We start from the raw sequence: 17,461 nt of genomic DNA, 5'->3' as shown, positions 1-17,461 counted from the left end.
CCGGCCCCCTTCTCCGGAGACGACCCCGCCGAGCACGGGACCGTCCCGGAGAAAACGCCGGACTACGCGGACGTCCCATAGGCCGTGCGGACCCGCAGAACATGCTCGACCAGAGTGATCAGCGTGCGCTTGACGGAGTCGCGGGAGCGGGCGTCGGTCCGCACGACGGGAATGTGCGGAGCCAGCGTCAGCGCCTCCCGCACCTCCTCCTCCTGGTGCGGGAACTCCCCGTTCCAGCCGTTGACACCGACCACGAACGGAAGCTTGGCCTCCTCGAAGTAGTCGATCGCCGGGAAGCCGTCGGCGAGCCGACGGGTGTCGATCAGAACCACCGCGCCGATCGCGCCGCGGACCAGGTCGTCCCACATGAACCAGAACCGGTGCTGACCCGGCGTACCGAACAGGTACAGGATCAGGTCACGGTCCAGTGAGAGCCGGCCGAAGTCCATCGCGACCGTGGTGGTCGTCTTGTGGGGAGTCAGCCCGAGGTCGTCGATCCCGGCGCTGGCGTCGGTCATCACCGCCTCCGTGGTCAGCGGCAGAATCTCCGACACCGAACCCACGAACGTGGTCTTGCCGACACCGAACCCGCCCGCGACAACGATCTTCGTTGACGTCAGGCCACTCTGGCTAGAGCCTGCGAAGTCCACTGAGAACCCTTTCGAGCATGTTGAGGTCCGGTTGTCCCTCGTTGAGATGCGGCTGGTGGATACGGACGAAGCCCTCGTCGACCATATCGGCCACCAGCACGCGGGCCACGCCGAGCGGAACCTTCAGTAGAGCCGATATCTCGGCGACCGAACGATACGAACGACAGAGCCTGATGATCGCATCCTGTTCGGGAGTGAGCAGCGCCAGGTCCTCCTCCATGATGAAGGAGGAGGAGACCAGCGCCTCCAGCGCCAGGTGGAAACGAGGCTCCGACCTGCCACCGGTCACGGCGTACGGGCGGAACAGAGGCTCGTCGTCCCCGGTTCCGTCAATCCCGAGCACGAGCCTCTCCCGTGATGAGACCGATCGGGAGCGCGGTCATCACCGGCCCCGGGAAGACTGCAGCTCGGCACGGAGCGCCGGGGTGAGCACCTGTCCCGCCCTGTCGACGAGCAGGGTCATCTGGTACGCCACCAGACCCATGTCGCAGTCGGGGGAGGCGAGCACGGCGAGCACGGAGCCGTCGCTGATCGCCATGACCAGCAGCAGGCCACGCTCCATCTCGACCACGGTCTGGGTGACGGAGCCTCCCTCGAACACCCGCGAGGCACCCACCGTCAGGCTGAGCAGTCCCGCCGCGACCGCGGCGAGCTGATCCGCCCTGTCAGGCGGAAACCCCTCGGAACTGGCGATCCTCAGCCCGTCGGCGGAGACGCACACCGCGTGCGCGACACCGGGCGTGCCGCGGACGAACTCGGTGATCAGCCAGTCGAACCTGCGTGCCTCATGACTCAGGGTCGTCACGAGCCTTCCTCCTCGTCAACCAGGCTTCTGGTGGTGGTTTCGACTACTTCGGCGCGGCCCCGCCGTACGCCTTGCTGGAAGCTCGACAGACGGTTGCGCACCCTGTCCGGCGACATAGGCGGCATGGGGCTGACCGGTACGGCGGCGGCCGTACCGGGTACGAGGTTCGCCTTGGGGGTGCGTTTGGGCAGCCCCGCCGCGGTCACCCCGCCGAGCGAAGGTTCACTCGCCGCCTGGGCGGCGCGCCACCCCGCGTCGGCCGGGGTGTTCCAGCTGTCAGGCTCCTCCGCCGGAACGGGCTGCTCGGCGGCCACCGCCCCCACCTGCTCTCTTGTCCGCGGTGTCTCGTGAGCCGGCATGCCGTTCGGGGGCGTCGGCTCCTCCGGCTCGTAAGACCCGCCCTCCGGTCCGGCGGACCCGTCGGCCCCCTCGGCGCGGCGGAACCAGGCGGACTCGATCGAGGCGAAGATGGGCAGGTACTCCTCCTGCTCGGCTTCGAGCGAGGAGACCCCCACCGTGGGCATCTCCTCCGCCGTCGTCTCCTCGTACGAGGACTGGCTCCAGGCGGAGAAATCGGAGGCGGGAAGGGCACCGTTGCCGTTGACCTGGCGCTTGGGCAGGGGCTGACCGCCTCCCTCGGAGGAAACCGGCCAGTCCTGGGCCGGGCGGTCGGCGGAGCCGAACGAAGGCAGATCCACGGACGTCTGCCCGAACGAGGTCTGTCCGAACGACGCCTGCCCGAAAGGATCCCGTCCGAACGGGTCCTGCCCGAACGGAGACTGCCCCTGCTCGAACGAGGGGTGGGTGTGTCCCAGCCCCGGCTGAGACTGCCCGTACGAGAACTGCTGAACGGGCGGGCGACCCGTGGTGGACGGCTGGGCGAGGAGGTCCTGCGAGGGGGCCTGCTCGCCACCCCATGAGGGCGTCTGCACCGGCTGGGTCGCCTGGACGACGAGCGCGGGCGGGAACAGGACCATGGCGACGAGACCGCCGCCCTCCTGCGGGCGCAGCTGGACCCGGATGCCGTGGCGCAGCGCGAGGCGGCCGACCACGAACAGGCCCATGCGCCGCGAAACCGAGACGTCGACGACGGGCGGGTCGGCCAGCCGGCGATTCGTCTCGACCAGTTCCTCGTGGGTCATGCCGATGCCCGGGTCACTCACCGCGAGCAGCGCGCCGCCGCCCTCGATCACGCTGCTGGAGACCACGACCTGGCTCGCCCGGGGGGAGAACTGGATGGCGTTCTCCACCAGCTCGGCGACCAGGTGCACGATGTCGTTGGCGGCGCTGCCCGCGACCGAGATCGTACGGTGCACCTTGACCTGGACCCGCTCGTAGTCCTCGACCTCCGACAGGGAGGCGCGGACGACGTCGACGAGCTTGGCCGGCTGGCTCCGCCTGCGGGTCGGCTCGTGACCCGCGAGGACCAGGAGGTTCTCGGAGTTGCGGCGCATGCGGGTGGCCAGGTGGTCGAGCTTGAACAGGTCGGCCAGGCGGCGGCCGTCCTCCTCGCCCTTCTCCAGACCGTCGATGAGCGAGATCTGCCGCTCGACCAGGGTCTGCGTGCGCCGCGACAGGTTGACGAACATCGCGCTGATGTTGGACCTGAGCTCGGACTCCTCGGAGGCGAGGCGGACGGCCTGCCGCTGGACCTCGTCGAAGGCCCTGGCGACCTCCCCGATCTCGTCGCTGGTGTCGATCGGGATGAGGTCGAGGTCGGGCTCACGGGTGTCGCCGGAGACCCGGAGCCGTCGCACGATCTCGGGAAGCTTGAAGCTCGCGACCTCCAGCGCCTCGGCGCGCAGGCGGCGCAGCGGCGTCACCATCGAGCGGGCGATGACGACCGTGAGTCCGAGCACCAGCAGGAGCAGGAGCAGGATCAGCCCCGCGGTGATGATCGCGTTGCGCTGCTCGGCGTCCTGAAGATCCCGGGCCCGGGTCACCACGTCGCCGGCGACCTTGTTCTCGACCTTCCGCATCTGGTCGAGGACCACGGCGTTGTCCGAGAACCACTGCTTGACCTCGTTGAAGTTCGACAGCAGCCGCCCGGTGCGCGCGGGATTGCTGGCGAGCACGATGACCCTGGCCTTGGTGAGCTCGGCTCGGTGGACCCTCTCGTCGATCAGGGCGGTAGCGAGAAGCTGCGCGTTCGCCGGGGTCGACTCGACGCCGAAGTCCGCCTGGTACTCGTCCATGCGGGAGCGGGAGGCGATGAACTTCTCGATCTCCTGCGGGGTGATGAGCGAGGGCGCGTAGTAACCGGCCAGCAGCCGGGCGCGCTGCTTGGAGACCTCCTCCTTGGCGTACGCCAGATCGCTGAGCGCGCGGGTGTTACCGACGATCTCCGGATCGTCGCTGACGAGCGTGAGCTCCTCGTGGAGTGTCAGCAACGGAGCGATCATGAAACTGTATCGTTCCATCCGGTTGATACCGGGCAGAGCACGCAGCGCGGGAAGGCCGTCCAGCTGGTAGGTCACGTTCTTGGCCGCCTCGACGATTCTGGCTCCGTAGGAGTCGTCGATCGCCTGGACTTCCTGCCGCACCTTCCTCACCAGCGCGTCCACGGTCTTCCGCTGCGCGTCGGAGCTGTCCTTCAGGCTCTTGTTCGTGGGCTGGAACGACGACCAGGCACCGCGGTCACGCTCCAGGCCGAGCGCCTGGGCGAGGTCGCGGAGTCCACCGGAGTACTCCGCCGCGGCGGCGGTCCGCTGGTAGACCGCCACACTGTCGATGGAGGCCACCACCCGTGTGCCGGCGAGTACGACGCCCACCGCCGTCGGTACCAGGATCAGGGCCGTCAGACGCGAACGGACGCGCCAGTTCTTCAAGCCGAAGCGGGCGGCAGGCCGCTTAGCGCGGTCGGGTGCCGAAGCGCCCCCGCCCTCGGATGTCGCCGTAGTCACCGCTCTCGATACCCCTCAATCACGACACAAGTGGACAACATCACACCACAAGGTCACGAGCAAGAATCGGCAAAACCGACATAGGGCCTTCAATCGTTACGAAGGCGACGAGGGACCGATTTTTTACGGTTACCGCAGGGCAGCAAGCACTTGATCGCGTACCTGTGCCCGCTGGACCTCGTCGGTCAGTGGGCGACCGGCTCTGTCGACCACGTAGAAGACGTCCACCGCCTCTGCGCCGAGAGTCTCCACACGGGCGGCCCGTACGTCAAGGCCACATTCACCAAATGCTCTACCAATCCGCCACAAAAGACCCGGACGGTCATGGGCACGCACCTCGATGACGGTCGCGGTGTTGGAAGCGTCGTCCACCAGGTTCACCCTCGGCGGCGCCACCGGCACCCGGGCCGGGCGCATCGACCTGGTCCTCCTGGCCAGGCGTTGCTCGATGTCGAGACGACCGGCCAGGACGAGGCGCAGATCGGCCTCCAGCGTCGCGGGGTCGGGCGGCGAACCGTACTCGGGAACGACCGAGAACTCGATGACGGCGGTCGCACCCGCCGAGGCCGCCGACGCGGAGCGGACCACCATGCGGTGCGCGGCCAGCACCCCGGCCGCGCGCCAGAGCAGGCCGGCGCGGTCGGGCGCGACCACGGTGACCGCTCCCCCGTTGATGCGCACGGCGCCGCCGCCGTGGCGGGCGAGGGAAGCCTGCTCCACCGAGAGCGAGGGCGCGGGACGCAGCGGGGTTCCCGAGAGCGCGGAACGCACCCGGCGTACCAGGTCGGCGACGAGTGAGGCCTTCCACGAGTTCCAGGCGGCGGGCCCGGTGGCGTGGCCGTCGGCCACCGCGAGGGCCGCCAGCAGTTCGAGGACCTCACGCGAGCCGACGGCCTCGGCCACCCGGGAGATCGTCACCGGGTCGTCCAGGTCGCGGCGGGTGGCCGTCTCGGGCAGCAGCAGATGGTGGCGGACCACGGTCTCCAGGATGTCGACGTCGGCCGGGGGCAGGCCCATCCGGGTCCCGATGTCGCGGGCGACGACGGCGCCGGTGGTGGAGTGGTCACCGGGATAGCCCTTGCCGATGTCGTGCAGGAGCGCGGAGATGAGCAGCAGGTCGGGCCGCGAGACCTCGCGGGTGAACGAGGCGGCCCCCGCGGCGGCCTCGATCAGATGCCGGTCGACGGTGTAGCGGTGCACCGGATTGCGCTGCGGGCGGTGCCGCACCCGCTCCCAGTCGGGCAGCAGGCGGACCAGCACTCCCGCCTGGTCGAGTTCCTCCCAGACGGGCACGGCCGCGCGGCCGGCCCCGAGCAGCGCCACCAGCGCGTCACGCGCCTCGTCCGGCCAGGGCACGGGCAGCGGCGGCGACTGGGCGGCCAGCGTGGTGACCGTGGCGGGCGCCAGCGGCAGCCCCGCCTCGGCCGCGGCGGCGGCGGCGCGCAACACCAGGACCGGGTCCTTGCGCGGGTTCACCCCGCGAGCGAGCACGACCTCTCCGCCGTGCTCGACGACGCCGTCGGCGAGCGGGCGGCGACCACGAGGGGTGGGGCCGGTGAGCAGCCGGTCGACGGTGCGCCAGGTGGCGTCGAAGGCGTGCCCGATCGTCCTGGCGGCCTCGGCGAGCCTGCGCATCAGCGCCTCGGCGTCGAGCAGCCCGAGCATCCCGGCGACGGCGTCCTGCTCCTGGAGCACCAGCCTGTCCGCGCCGCGGGCGGTCACCAGGTGCAGACCGTGCCGGACGTCGAGCAGCAACTCATATGCCTCACGGACCCGAGGGCCGGGCGCCGAGGCGACCCACGCCGCCGCCACCGCCTGCATCGCCTGCACGTCGCGGATGCCGCCGCGGGAGTCCTTGAGGTCGGGTTCGAGCAGGAACGCCAGCTCGCCGCTCGCCTCCGCCCGCTTGTCCGCGGCGTCGCGCAACTCGCCCAGGCGGCGCCGGGAGTCGGCACGCCACTCGGCGAGCACGATCTCACGCGCCGAGCGCGTCAGCTCCGGGTCTCCGGCCACGTGCCGCGCCTGGATCAGGCCGAGGACCGCCTTGAGGTCCTCCCTCGCGACCTTGGCCGCCTCGTCCACCGTCCGCACCGAATGGTCGAGACCGACCCCCGAGTCCCAGATCGGATACCAGATGCGGTCGGCGACACGCGCGACGTCCTCCCGCCCGTCGTGGAGCAGGACCAGGTCGAGGTCACTGCCCGGCGCGAGCTCGGAGCGTCCAAGGCTCCCGACCGCGACGAGCGCGACCCCGGTGAGGGCGCCGCGCTCGTCGTTTCTCGTCGTTCCCCCGTTAGGCCCGTACGGCGTACCGCAGGCGGTACGGACCAGGTCCGTCAACCAGCGGTCGATGTCCGCGGCCCGTTCCTTACGGGCCGCGGCGTACGAGCGAGTGTCGCCTCTCACCGGTTAGAGCGCCTCAGGTCCGCGTTCCCCGGTGCGGACGCGGATGACCGTGTCCACAGGGACGGACCACACCTTGCCGTCACCGATCTTGCCGGTCTGCGAGGCCTTGACGATGACGTCGATGACATCCTCGGCGTCCTCCTCCTCGGCGAGCACCTCAAGGCGGACCTTGGGCACCAGGTCGACCTGGTACTCGGCACCCCGGTAGACCTCGGTGTGACCACGCTGGCGGCCGTAACCGCTCGCTTCGCTGACCGTCATTCCCTTGACCCCGAACTGCTCCAGGGCCGCTTTCACGTCATCGAGCTTGAACGGCTTGATGATCGCTGTGATGAGTCTCATGCGTCCACCTTCTTAGACGCCGGGGTGGGGGCCGGACCGTTGACGGCGGCCACACCCGAGGAGTGGATGGTGCCGAGGTCGTAACCGGTCTCGGCGTGGGAGGTGATGTCGACGCCGGTGATCTCGTCTTCCTGCGAGATGCGGAAGCCCATTGTCTTGTCGATGATCTTAGCGATGATCCAGGAGATAACGAAGGAGTAGGCGCCGACCGCGACGGGACCGAGCACCTGCACACCGAGCTGGGAGATCGGTCCGCCGTAGAAGAGGCCCTTCTCCTGGCCGTCGGCGAACGGGTAGGCGGCGACGAAGCCCAGCGCCACCGCACCCACGACACCGCCGACGAGGTGGACGCCGACCACGTCGAGGGAGTCGTCGTAGCCGAGCTTGTACTTCAGGCCGACCGCGTAGGCACAGGCGACACCGGCGAGCGCGCCGATCACGAACGCCGCCCAGGGGTCGACGAAACCACAGGCCGGAGTGATCGCGACCAGGCCGGAGACCGCGCCGGAGGCGACACCCAGGGTGGTGGAGTGACCGTCGCGCATCTTCTCGACGAGGATCCAGGCGCCCGCCGCGACGGCGGTGGCGATCTGGGTGTTGATGAACGCCAGACCGGTCGTGCCGTCAACGGCGAGCTCGGAGCCCGAGTTGAAGCCGAACCAGCCGAACCACAGCAGGGCCGCGCCGAGGAGGACCAGCGTGAGGTTGTGCGGTCGCATCGGGTCCTTGCGCCAGCCGACGCGCTTGCCGATCACCAGGGCGACCGCGAGGGCCGCGGCTCCGGCGTTGATGTGGACGACCGTACCGCCGGCGAAGTCCTCGATGCCGAGGCTGCTCAGCCAGCCGCCGCCCCACACCCAGTGGGCCACGGGGAAGTAGACGACCGTCGCCCAGATGACGGCGAAGACGACCCAGGCGCCGAACTTCACCCGGTCGGCGAGCGCTCCGCTGATCAGGGCGACCGTGATGATCGCGAAAGTCATCTGGAACGTCGAGAAGACCAGGCTCGGCATACCGGTGCCGTCATCCTTGGTCGCCGTCTCGACGAGACCGTTCAGACCGATGTTGTCGAGTCCACCGATAATCTTGTTGAGGAATCCCGAACCGTCTCCGACGGTGTCGAAGGCGAGCGAGTGGCCGTAGAGCACCCAGGCGATCGTCACGACGATGATGCTGACCCACGACATCATCATCATGTTGAGCACACTCTTGGCCCTGGTCATGCCCCCGTAGAAGAACGCGAGACCCGGTGTCATGAGTAGGACGAGTGCGGTACTCGCGAGCATCCAGGCTGTGGAGCCGCTATCGATCTCCATGCGAAGCGACCCTCCTTCCAATTGGCTTTTGCCGGTTTCACATGCAGTGATCGCTTCTGGGCTCCATCGACCGGCCGCGCACTGACGTTGCGCCACAGCGTGTTCTTCTACCGTTTCAAGGTGTGACCTTGCGTGTTTCACATCTGTGAATCTCGGCAGCATGGTGTTTCAGATGTGTTTCGGACAAGGTGTGCCATGACTTGAAGATGGCCTTAAAAGAGCCCAGGTGAACTCCCCTTGGCAGTTACCTGGGCCTCCGCTGCCCCCACGCCACGCCCATCGGACCCCCTCGATCCGGGCAAATAGGTTGGCCCATAACCCCTGGTCACCCGCAGAGCGGACCTTGGCGATGTGCCGCCAGGCTCCCGGGGGGACGGATCAATCTCGCGGCCGTTCACGCTGCGGTGGGCGGATGCTCCGGCCGGCCGTCTCAGTTACCGTCTGGTGGTTCAGGCCTCCGGCCTGCTCGGGCGCGATGCTTGCGGGCTCTTTTAAGCCGGCCGGAACACCCGCCCACCTCCGCTGCGCACGCCCCCGCCGCACGGCGTACGGACCGTAGTCGCTCCCTCTCCGGCCGCCCTGCGTCCTGTGTGCGGCTGAAGCGACCCGTACGAGACCGCCCAGGGCGGGCCGCCGTAACTGAAGCGTTACTTTCGAAAGGAGCGCACGGCGAGCACCGTAGAAAACCAAAAGCCCACCGCGCCGTTCCCTCTCCCCACACAATGCGGCCGAACGCAGAAACACCAACCATGAAACAGCCCGAACCACACCGGTTCAGACCCTTACGAATAGCCGGCACGCCACCGCGCAATGGCACGGAGGTCCTTCGGGCGAGGGATAGCCGCCGTCATCGATGAGCGGGTGGTTTATGGGTGGTGAGCCTAGCCGCAGTGAGGGCGTGGCGGGCGAGGGAGCCGATCTCCAAGCCGCAGTGGACCAAGAGTTGGCCGGTGTTCAGGGGGCGACCGGGATCGCGATAGGCGAGGACTGTCAGACAGGAACCGGGGTGACGTCGACCAAGGATCAGGGCCCCGGCGTTGATTCGCTATGTCCCGCTTCTTCGGGTTGATCAAATGTTGTAGACGGTAAAGGCGTCGTTGTGATCGAGGAGGTCGCGGCGGGCATGGGCGATGTTGGCTCGGTCTGCCAGACGGGCGGTGCTGATCGCCAGATTACGGAAGCCGGCCAGAGTTCTGGGCGCGGTACCTGTCCTGAGCTGGGAGTGATCCTCCCGGAACGTTACGTCACGGACCCAATGGAGCCGATTTTCCACTCCCCAGTGCGCCCGCTCGTCATGGTTGAGGTGAGTGGGCCCGGCCAGGTCGGTGGGCGGGCTGGTGATGCCGTACACGATCTCCTTACTGGTCCACGCGCCGTCCAGATCACCGACGTCGCGGCGGAGCCGGAAGGCTTGCCGGGCACCTGGGAAGAGGGTGTCGTCTACTTCGGCGGTGCGGATGGTCCGGCGTTCGGTACGGTCGTGCCCACGATCACACTCGACGGCGGTGGCGGGGCTCCATCTGAGCTACGGTCCTTACCTGTGCGGTTGCTCTTCAGGAAGCGGCGGCCGGACGTGCTGCCGCATATCTTTGGAAGTCTCGGATGAGCCGTACAGGATCCGAGGGACAGTTGCCGCTTAGCTTGCCGGGGCTGCGCTCCAGCGGTTCAGGGGGAAGTCCATCGTCCAGTTGTACTGTCGAAGCGCTGGGTAGCCGAGCACCACGTCCATCGGCATGGGGTCTTGGGGCAGTGGCACGGCTGCGACGGTGTGGGCTGCGAGAGTGATCTCACCGACAGTGGCCGCCGCCATGCGGTACATCGGCGTTTCCTGTGACGCGCCGGTCGAGTCATAGCCGATGCTCGTGCCTACCAGCGTAAACAACGATCTGTTCTCGGCGATGAAGTCGGCATTCACCACAGTCACGGCGGCACCCGTGTCCCAGCACGCCTGTCCGGTTATACCAGGAAATTTCACGTCTAGAAAAGGGTGCCCACGCGGGCTGCGGCGCAACGGCCAACGCGTCGGCAAGGATCCACCGGGGGCGAACCCGACCTCAGAATGATCGAAGTCGATCACCAAGGTCATGTCGCCAAGAAAGTCCATAGCTACGAGATTCTGCTGGTTCTTACCGGTGGAGCGTACGACGGTGAGGTCGGTTTTCTCGATCGGCCCGATCGTGAGCTTGCTCAGCACCACTAGATCTTCTGTGGGCGAGGCGCCGAACACACCATTGGAACGCTTGTGGCCAGCCACCTTGAGAGTCGAGGTGAACTCGTCGGCCATCAGCTTTGACTGTGCTGCGCCGGTGTCTAACAGTAGACGGTAAGGGCGGCCATCGATCGTCCCTTCCACGAAGAGTGAGACGAACTCAGGGTCGTCCGGGTCTGGTTCCAGAAGTAGCGGCAACGAGATCATCAGCTAAAGCTAGTTCAAGGCCAATTTGGCCGCCAGTGAGGTTCCCCCAAGGCCGGGTAGCTAAGGCTTCGTTGGGGGATGCAAGCGGGACGGTGTGGCCGGTGGGACGGCTGTGTAGCGGCCGGTCCTGACTCTTTTGATCAGTCCTTTCTCGGTCCAGCGGGCGAGTTGTCGGTAGGTGGCGACGAGGGTGACGTCGCCGAGCAGGGCCCCGGCGTTCTTGAGTTCTGATGCGGTATGGCGACGTTGAGCATTTGGCCAGGTGACATGCGAAAGAGCGCGACTTCTGATGATCTTTCAGGCATCTAATCCGAAGATCGCCCCAGGAGTCGCGCTCGTGTCCCCATCTTCCCTGACCAACCCCTGCACGGTCCCGCTTCTTGACCAGCTCACCGACCTGGCGTTGTGGGAAGCCGAACTGACGACCGACCCGGTCGTGGTGGAATCAGCGTTGATACGCCGGTTGGCGGCGGTGCCGGATCAGCGCTCGGCATGCGGGCTACGCCATCCGCTGGTGGTCATCATCGTGAAGCGCAACCAGCCGCTGGCCCGTACCGCCCGCCCAGGCGCTGCTGTCGGGCCCGGACGCCGAGTGGACCCAGAACACCGCCATCGGCGACGATCACGGGCACGGCCGCACCGAACGCCGGACCATCCGCACCGTACAGACCGACGACACGCTGTTCCCCGGCGCCCGCCAAGCCTTCCGGCTCCGCCGCGACGTCGGTGACCTGGACGGCGCCTGGAGCAGCAAAGAGATCGTGTACGGCATCACCAGCCTGCCCGCCGAAGCGGCCGGGCCCGCACACCTCAATCATTACGAACGCGCGCACCGGGGTGTGGAAAACCGGCTCCACTGGGTCCGGGACGTAACGTTCCGGGAGGATCACTCCCAGCTCAGAACAGGTAGCGCACCCAGGGCACTGGCGGGCTTTCGGAATCTGGCGATCAGCACCATGCGCCTGGCCGATCGAGCCAACATCGCCCATGCTCGCCGTGACCTCCTCGACCGCGATGCCGCTTTCGCCGTCTACAACATCTGATCAACATGCCGGAACTGGACATAGCGAATCAACGCCGGGGCCCTGGACCAAGGATGGCATGGATATCGGCGGGATAGCCGGTGGCGACCAGCAGGATGAATGTGATGGACGTGAACAGGGCCGTGAGGTCGTCGTCGCTGAGCGCGTGCGGCCAGATGTGCGGGTCGCCGAGCGCAGTGAGGTCGTGAATGTGGACGTAGCGCAGAGCGGCGCCCAGCCCTGCGCTCCTTTCCGAGGTGGCGCTTCAGCTACGGCGCCTCCCCCGACGCTCCCGTACGGATCGCTTCAGCCACCCACGGAACCCAGGGCGGCCGGAGAGAAAGCCACTACGGTCCGCACGCCGTACGGCGAGAACACGTACAGCGGAGGTGGACGGGTGCTCCGGACGGCTTAAAAGAAGCCCGCAACCACCGTGCCCGAGCAGGCCGGAGGCCTGGGTCACCAGACGGTGACTGAGACGGCCGGCCGGAGCACCCGCCCACCGCAGCGTGAACGGCGAAGAAACCCACCGCGACAAAACCGACCGGCGACGCGCCACAGCCCGAACAGCCGTGGAATCGACCAAGCGTGAACGGCACGAGGCTCACACAACCTGAACACCGTGGAATCGACCAGGCGTGAGCGGCGACGGAACTCGCCACGGCGTGAGCAACACGGAACCGCCGCAGCGACAAGCCTCACCGTGAAGAACCCCACGATCCGGCACGGTCCAAACGAGACCGTGCCGGATCACAAGGGCTCAGGCCGCCGTCGCCATCTTCCGCAGCCGTGCCAGAGCGTCACGCTCGATCCGGCGGGCGCGGTCGCGACCGATGCCGTACCGCTCGCCGACCTCGGTCAGCGTGTGCTCGCGGCCGTCCATCAGGCCGTAGCGCCAGCGGAGCATCTCACGGGTCTGCCCCTCAAGCCCGGTCAGCCACTCCTCAAGGCGCTCGCGCTCCAGGATGTCCATCGCCTGCTGCTCGGGGTCGGCCCACGTGTCATCGGCGATCATGTCGCCGAGCTCGGTCTCGTCCTCGTCACCCACGCCCAGTTGCAGGGAGACGGGGTCGGAGGCCCAGCGGCGGAGCTCACGGACCCGCTCGATGGGGAGTTCGAGCACCGTGGCCAGATCGGCGTCGGTCGGCTCGACGTCGAACTCGGCCAGCATGTCGCGGCGGACCCGCATCAACCTGGTCATCTGCTCGCCCGCGTGGGTGGGCAGGCGCACCGGCCTGGCCTGCTCGTGGATGGCGCGTCCCACCGACTGCCTGATCCACCACGTGGCGTATGTCGAGAACTTGTAACCGCGCCGGTAGTCGAACTTCTCGACCGCGCGGACCAGCCCCAGGTTTCCCTCCTGGACCAGATCGATCAGTGGCATTCCCCGCCCGGAATATTTGCGCGCGACGGCCACCACAAGACGTAGATTGGCCTGGATGAATTCATCCTTGGCCCTCTGCCCGGAAACGGCCAGCCGTTCAAGCTCCTCATCGGCCGCGTTCCCGATCCGCGGCTCCGTCAATCCGCCCAACCCACCGTCCAGCAACTGCTCAGCGAAGAGACCCGCCTCGATCCGCTTGGCGAGCTCGACCTCTTCCTCCGCGGTGAGCAGGGGCACCCGTCCAATCTCTGCCAGGTAGGTCCCGAGCAGGTCTCGATCAGAGACATGCTGATCCTGCGTCCGATTCCCCGTCGGCCTTGCCATCCGATGGCACCTCGCTCCGCGTGCTTATGACGTGTCCAACCGCTCGCTCAAGGCCCCGTGCGCTCAGACACATCGCTTGTCTTTTCAACGGACGGATCAGGGCAAAGATTCCCTCAAGAAGTACGCCTGGAGAATGGTTTTGGATTTCCTCCTCAAGGAGGATGTTTCCCTGCGCCGCGACGAGGACTACGACTAACCCCAGCAAAGTGGCTCAAACCAGGCGGCGCCCTTCCTTCCAGACCTGCCTCACCAGCGGTACCCCCGGCCGGTAGGCGAGGTGGACGTAGGTGGGTGTGTCGAGAATCACCAGATCCCCCCTACTGCCCACCCGCAGTGTGCCGACGTCCCCGCGGCGCAGCGCCCTCGCCCCGCCGTACGTGGCGGCCCTGATCGCCTCCAGCGGCGTCATCCGCATCTCGCGGACCGCCAGTGCCACGCAGAACGGCATGGAGGAGGTGAAGGAGGAGCCGGGGTTGCAGTCGGTGGCGAGCGCGACGGTCACGCCGGCGTCCAGCAGGCGGCGGGCGTCAGGGTAGGGCGAGCGAGTGGAGAACTCCGCGCCGGGCAGCAGGGTCGCCACCACCCCCGACGACGACAGCGCCGAGACGTCGTCGTCGCTCAGATGGGTGCAGTGGTCGGCGGAGGCCGCGCCCACCTCGGCGGCGATCCGCACCCCCGGCCCCGCACCCAGCTGGTTGGCGTGGATCCGCGGCAGCAGTCCCGCCTTCACCCCGGCGAGCAGGATCTCCCTGCTCTGGTCGGCGTCGAAGGCTCCGCGCTCGCAGAACACGTCGACCCACCGGGCGTGCGGCGCGCACGCCTCCAGCATCTCCCCGGTGACGGTGCGGACGTACTCGTCGGCCGAGGAGGCGTCGGGGGGTACGACGTGCGCCCCCAGGTAGGTGGTCTCCTCGGTGAACCTCCGCGCGATCTCCAGTGACCTGCGCTCGTCCTCGACCGTGAGACCGTAGCCGCTCTTGATCTCGACCGTGGTCGTCCCCTGGGCGAGCATCTCGGCGACCAGGGCGGCGGTGCGCACCGCGAGTTCGGCGTCGGAGGCGGCGCGGGTGGCCGACACCGTCGTACGGATGCCTCCCGCCGTGTACGGGCGCCCCGCCATACGGGCGGCGAACTCGGCGGTGCGGTCGCCCGCGAAGACGAGGTGGGCGTGGCTGTCGACGAAACCGGGGATGACGCAGCGCCCCTCCACATCCACCCGCTCGTCGGCGTGCGGAGCCGCGTCGGCGGGACCCGCCCACACCACCTCGCCGCCCTCGACCACCAGCGCCGCGTTCTCGACCTCCTCCCGCGCCGGGTCGCCCGTATAGAGCAGGCCGATGCGATCGAAAAGGGTGCTCGTCACCGGACGGTCCTCGCTCGTCATACCGACCTCTCCTCTCGTACCTCGGCGACCGCTTCCGCGAGCATCGCGCCCACGTCGCCGAGTACGTGTCCGCCGTCGACGACCACGTGACGCCCGCCCGACACCACGGAGTGCACGTCGGCGGCCGTCGCGGCGAAGACCACGGTCTCCGCCAGGTGCGCCGGGGAGGCTCCGGCCGTACGGACCGAGTCCAGGCGCACCGACACCAGGTCCGCCCAGGCGCCGGGGACGAGCATGCCCGCGTCGGCGAAGCCGAGCGAGTCGTGCCCCGCGGCCGTGGCCGCGTTCAGGAGTTCGGCGGCCGACCAGTGACCGCGCCGCTCGGTCGCGAGCCGCTCGTCCAGCTCGACCGCGCGGGCCTCCTCGAACAGGTCGATCACCGCGTGGCTGTCCGAGCCGAGCGTGATGGGCGAGCCCGCCTCGAACAGCCTCCTCGCCGGCCCGATGCCGTCGGCGAGGTCGCGCTCGGTCGTCGGGCACATGCACACGCGCGTGCCGGAGGCGCCGAGCAGCGCGACGTCCACGTCCGACAGGTGCGTGGCGTGTACGGCGGTCGAGCGGGGACCGAGCGCGCCGTGCGCGTCCAGCAGCTGGACCGGGGTCGCGGCGTAGGCGTCCACGCAGGCGGCGTTCTCGGCCCGCTGCTCGGAGACGTGGGCGTGAAGCGGGACCGCGTGGTGCCGGGAGAACTCGGCGACCACGGGGATCTGCTCGGCCCGCACCGCGCGGACCGAGTGCACGGCCACGCCGATCTCCACGTCCCGATCCTCCCGGTATCCGGCCACGAGCGCCTCGGCCCGCGCGGCCCACCCGTCGGCGTCCCCGTCGCCGAACCGCCGCTGCGCACCGCTCAGCGGGGCACCGACGCCGCCGGTCAGGTAGCAGGCGTCCAGGAGCGCGATGCGCAGCCCCGCCTCCCGTGCGGCCTGAACGAGCGCGTGCCCCATCGCGTTCGAGTCGTCGTACGGCCTGCCGTCCGGCCCGTGGTGCAGGTAGTGGAACTCCCCCACGCAGGTGATCCCGGCCAGCGACATCTCGGCGAACGTGGCCCTGGCGAGCCTGAGGTAGGAGTCGGGGTCGAGCGTTCCCGCCACGCCGTACATCTGCTCGCGCCAGGTCCAGAAGCTGCCCTTCTCGCGCTGCGTCACCCCGCGCAGGGCGCGGTGGAAGGCGTGGGAGTGCGCGTTGGCGAGCCCGGGGAGGGTGAGGCCCGCGAGCCGGACGGCTCCGCCGGGCGGGGTCGTCACTCCGGTGACCATCTCGGCGATCAGGGTGTCCCTGACCTTGACGAGCACTCCCGCGACGACCTCGCCCGGCGGCAGCCAGGCCAGCTCGCACCAGTAGTTCAGCTCCCGCACAGGTCCTCCACGATGGCGGCGAGGGCGGTGACCCCGGCGTGACAGTCGGCCCGGTCCGCGTGTTCCTCCGGAGAGTGAGAGATTCCCGTTGGATTGCGGACGAACACCATCGCGCTGGGCACGCCCGCGGAGGCGAGGATGCCCGCGTCGTGTCCGGCGCCGGTCGGCAGGACGGGTGCGCCTCCCGCGGCCTGTGCGACCCGTTCCCGCAGGGCCGCGTCGAAGTCGACGACCGGGGTCCACGACTCGACCGTGACCTCGGCCCCGGAGAAGTCGGTGAGTTCGGCGACGAGCGCCCTCACCGCGTCCTCGTCGCCGCCCCTGGCGTCCAGCCAGGCGCTGACCAGGCCGGGGATGGCGTTGGCGTTGTTGGGCGACACGCGTGTCTTGCCGAAGGTGGCGACCACGCCGCCGCGCTCGGCGGCCTGGCGGGCGTGCAGGACGGTGCGGGCGAAGGGCAGCATGGGGTCGTCGCGGTCGGCCAGGCGGGTGGTGCCCGCGTGGTTGGCCTGGCCGTGGAAGTCGAACCGCCAGCGGCCGTGCGGCCAGATGGCCGAGGCGACGCCGACCCCGGCGCCGGTGTGGACGAGGTCCTGTCCCTGCTCGACGTGGAGTTCGACGAAGACGCCGATGTGCCGCAGGGTCTCCTCGTCCCTGCCCAGAGCGCCGGGGTCGCGCCCCGCCGCGCGCAGCACCTCTGCCAGCGAGTCGCCCTCGTCGTCCTTCAGGGCGCGGGCCCTGTCCGGGTCGAGGATCCCGGTCAGCAGGCGGGAGCCGACGCACGGGACGCCGAACCTGGCGCCCTCCTCGTCGGTGAAGCAGGCGATTCCCACCGGGCGCGCGGGCCGGAAGTCCTTCGCCCGCAGCAGGTCGAGGGCGGCGAAGGCCGACACGACGCCGAGGGGGCCGTCGAAGGCGCCGCCCTGGCGCACCGAGTCGAGATGACTGCCGGTGACCACGCCGGGCCGGTCCGAGGGGTCACCCCACCAGGCCCACAGGTTGCCGTTGCGGTCCTCCCTCAGGTCGAGGCCGCGTCTGGCGGCCTCCTGCCCGAACCACCGCCGGAGTTCCAGATCCGCGGGCGACCACGCGTCTCGCAGGTAGCCCAGGGTCCGGCCGTCACGTCCGAGGTGCTCTATGGCACCCCACAT

The 17,461-nt window shown here is 68.7% G+C and carries 15 protein-coding genes; 1 reads left to right on the top strand and 14 read right to left on the bottom strand.

All coding sequences use genetic code 11. The features are described 5' to 3' along the window. Window positions 1-62: 62 nt before the first annotated feature. The 9 genes from ABZ664_RS08340 to ABZ664_RS08300 form a co-directional block, all read right to left on the bottom strand. Window positions 63-650 carry an ATP/GTP-binding protein gene (locus ABZ664_RS08340; RefSeq protein WP_362504905.1) on the bottom strand — a complete coding sequence of 196 codons (588 nt, stop codon included), beginning with the start codon at window positions 648-650 and terminating at the stop codon, window positions 63-65. After that, entirely contained in the window at window positions 631-993 is a 363-nt protein-coding gene (locus ABZ664_RS08335; protein ID WP_362504902.1) for a DUF742 domain-containing protein, read from the bottom strand. Before ABZ664_RS08335 ends, ABZ664_RS08340 begins: the two co-directional genes overlap by 20 nt. Window positions 994-1,032: 39 nt before the next feature. Continuing rightward, window positions 1,033-1,446, bottom strand: a complete 414-nt coding sequence (locus tag ABZ664_RS08330; RefSeq protein ID WP_362505138.1) for a roadblock/LC7 domain-containing protein — start codon at window positions 1,444-1,446, stop codon at window positions 1,033-1,035. 5 nt (window positions 1,447-1,451) lie between these two features. Next, entirely contained in the window at window positions 1,452-4,358 is a 2,907-nt protein-coding gene (locus ABZ664_RS08325) for a nitrate- and nitrite sensing domain-containing protein (RefSeq protein WP_362504899.1), read from the bottom strand. Window positions 4,359-4,487: 129 nt separating this feature from the next. Then, window positions 4,488-6,764, bottom strand: coding sequence for a [protein-PII] uridylyltransferase (locus ABZ664_RS08320; RefSeq protein ID WP_362504896.1), 2,277 nt, complete (start codon window positions 6,762-6,764; stop codon window positions 4,488-4,490). Window positions 6,765-6,767: 3 nt separating this feature from the next. Then, the gene (locus tag ABZ664_RS08315) at window positions 6,768-7,106 is read right to left on the bottom strand and encodes a P-II family nitrogen regulator (protein ID WP_350948726.1); all 339 of its coding nucleotides are present in this window, start codon (window positions 7,104-7,106) and stop codon (window positions 6,768-6,770) included. Further along, window positions 7,103-8,422, bottom strand: a complete 1,320-nt coding sequence (locus ABZ664_RS08310; protein WP_362504892.1) for an ammonium transporter — start codon at window positions 8,420-8,422, stop codon at window positions 7,103-7,105. Before ABZ664_RS08310 ends, ABZ664_RS08315 begins: the two co-directional genes overlap by 4 nt. Window positions 8,423-9,491: 1,069 nt before the next feature. Next, window positions 9,492-9,773, bottom strand: coding sequence for a hypothetical protein (locus ABZ664_RS08305; protein WP_362504889.1), 282 nt, complete (start codon window positions 9,771-9,773; stop codon window positions 9,492-9,494). 285 nt (window positions 9,774-10,058) lie between these two features. After that, entirely contained in the window at window positions 10,059-10,838 is a 780-nt protein-coding gene (locus tag ABZ664_RS08300) for an aspartyl protease family protein (RefSeq protein ID WP_362504886.1), read from the bottom strand. A gap of 761 nt (window positions 10,839-11,599) precedes the next feature. Here ABZ664_RS08300 and ABZ664_RS08295 point away from each other — a divergent pair. After that, a complete protein-coding gene (locus ABZ664_RS08295) occupies window positions 11,600-11,881 on the top strand; it encodes a hypothetical protein (protein ID WP_362504883.1) in 282 nt (93 codons plus the stop codon). 28 nt (window positions 11,882-11,909) lie between these two features. On the opposite strand, the gene ABZ664_RS08290 is transcribed toward ABZ664_RS08295, so the two are convergent. From ABZ664_RS08290 to ABZ664_RS08270, 5 genes are all read right to left on the bottom strand, one after another. Further along, a complete protein-coding gene (locus ABZ664_RS08290) occupies window positions 11,910-12,086 on the bottom strand; it encodes a hypothetical protein (protein WP_362505135.1) in 177 nt (58 codons plus the stop codon). 534 nt (window positions 12,087-12,620) lie between these two features. Continuing rightward, window positions 12,621-13,568, bottom strand: a complete 948-nt coding sequence (locus ABZ664_RS08285) for a sigma-70 family RNA polymerase sigma factor (RefSeq protein WP_362504880.1) — start codon at window positions 13,566-13,568, stop codon at window positions 12,621-12,623. 211 nt (window positions 13,569-13,779) lie between these two features. Further along, window positions 13,780-14,952, bottom strand: coding sequence for an imidazolonepropionase (hutI, locus tag ABZ664_RS08280; protein WP_362504877.1), 1,173 nt, complete (start codon window positions 14,950-14,952; stop codon window positions 13,780-13,782). Beyond that, complete coding sequence (locus tag ABZ664_RS08275) at window positions 14,949-16,310, bottom strand: formimidoylglutamate deiminase (RefSeq protein ID WP_362504874.1); 1,362 nt, start codon at window positions 16,308-16,310, stop codon at window positions 14,949-14,951. The genes hutI and ABZ664_RS08275 overlap by 4 nt, the downstream gene beginning before the upstream one ends. Beyond that, complete coding sequence (locus ABZ664_RS08270) at window positions 16,298-17,461, bottom strand: allantoate amidohydrolase (protein ID WP_362505132.1); 1,164 nt, start codon at window positions 17,459-17,461, stop codon at window positions 16,298-16,300. The genes ABZ664_RS08275 and ABZ664_RS08270 overlap by 13 nt, the downstream gene beginning before the upstream one ends.

This window comes from Streptosporangium sp. NPDC006930 (genome assembly GCF_040635605.1).
In the GTDB taxonomy this organism is placed as follows: Bacteria; Actinomycetota; Actinomycetes; order Streptosporangiales; family Streptosporangiaceae; genus Streptosporangium.
Note: the sequence above shows the minus strand (reverse complement) of the source record. Positions and strands in the feature narration are given on the sequence as shown.

Bases quoted from the DNA above. Each gene is read 5' to 3' on its own strand.
- ABZ664_RS08315 (WP_350948726.1), bottom strand. From the start codon at position 7,106: ATGAGACTCATCACAGCGATCATCAAGCCGTTCAAGCTCGATGACGTG.
- ABZ664_RS08270 (WP_362505132.1), bottom strand. From the start codon at position 17,461: ATGTGGGGTGCCATAGAGCACCTCGGACGTGACGGCCGGACCCTGGGC.
- ABZ664_RS08310 (WP_362504892.1), bottom strand. From the start codon at position 8,422: ATGGAGATCGATAGCGGCTCCACAGCCTGGATGCTCGCGAGTACCGCA.
- ABZ664_RS08285 (WP_362504880.1), bottom strand. From the start codon at position 13,568: ATGGCAAGGCCGACGGGGAATCGGACGCAGGATCAGCATGTCTCTGAT.
- hutI (WP_362504877.1), bottom strand. From the start codon at position 14,952: ATGACGAGCGAGGACCGTCCGGTGACGAGCACCCTTTTCGATCGCATC.
- ABZ664_RS08300 (WP_362504886.1), bottom strand. From the start codon at position 10,838: ATGATCTCGTTGCCGCTACTTCTGGAACCAGACCCGGACGACCCTGAG.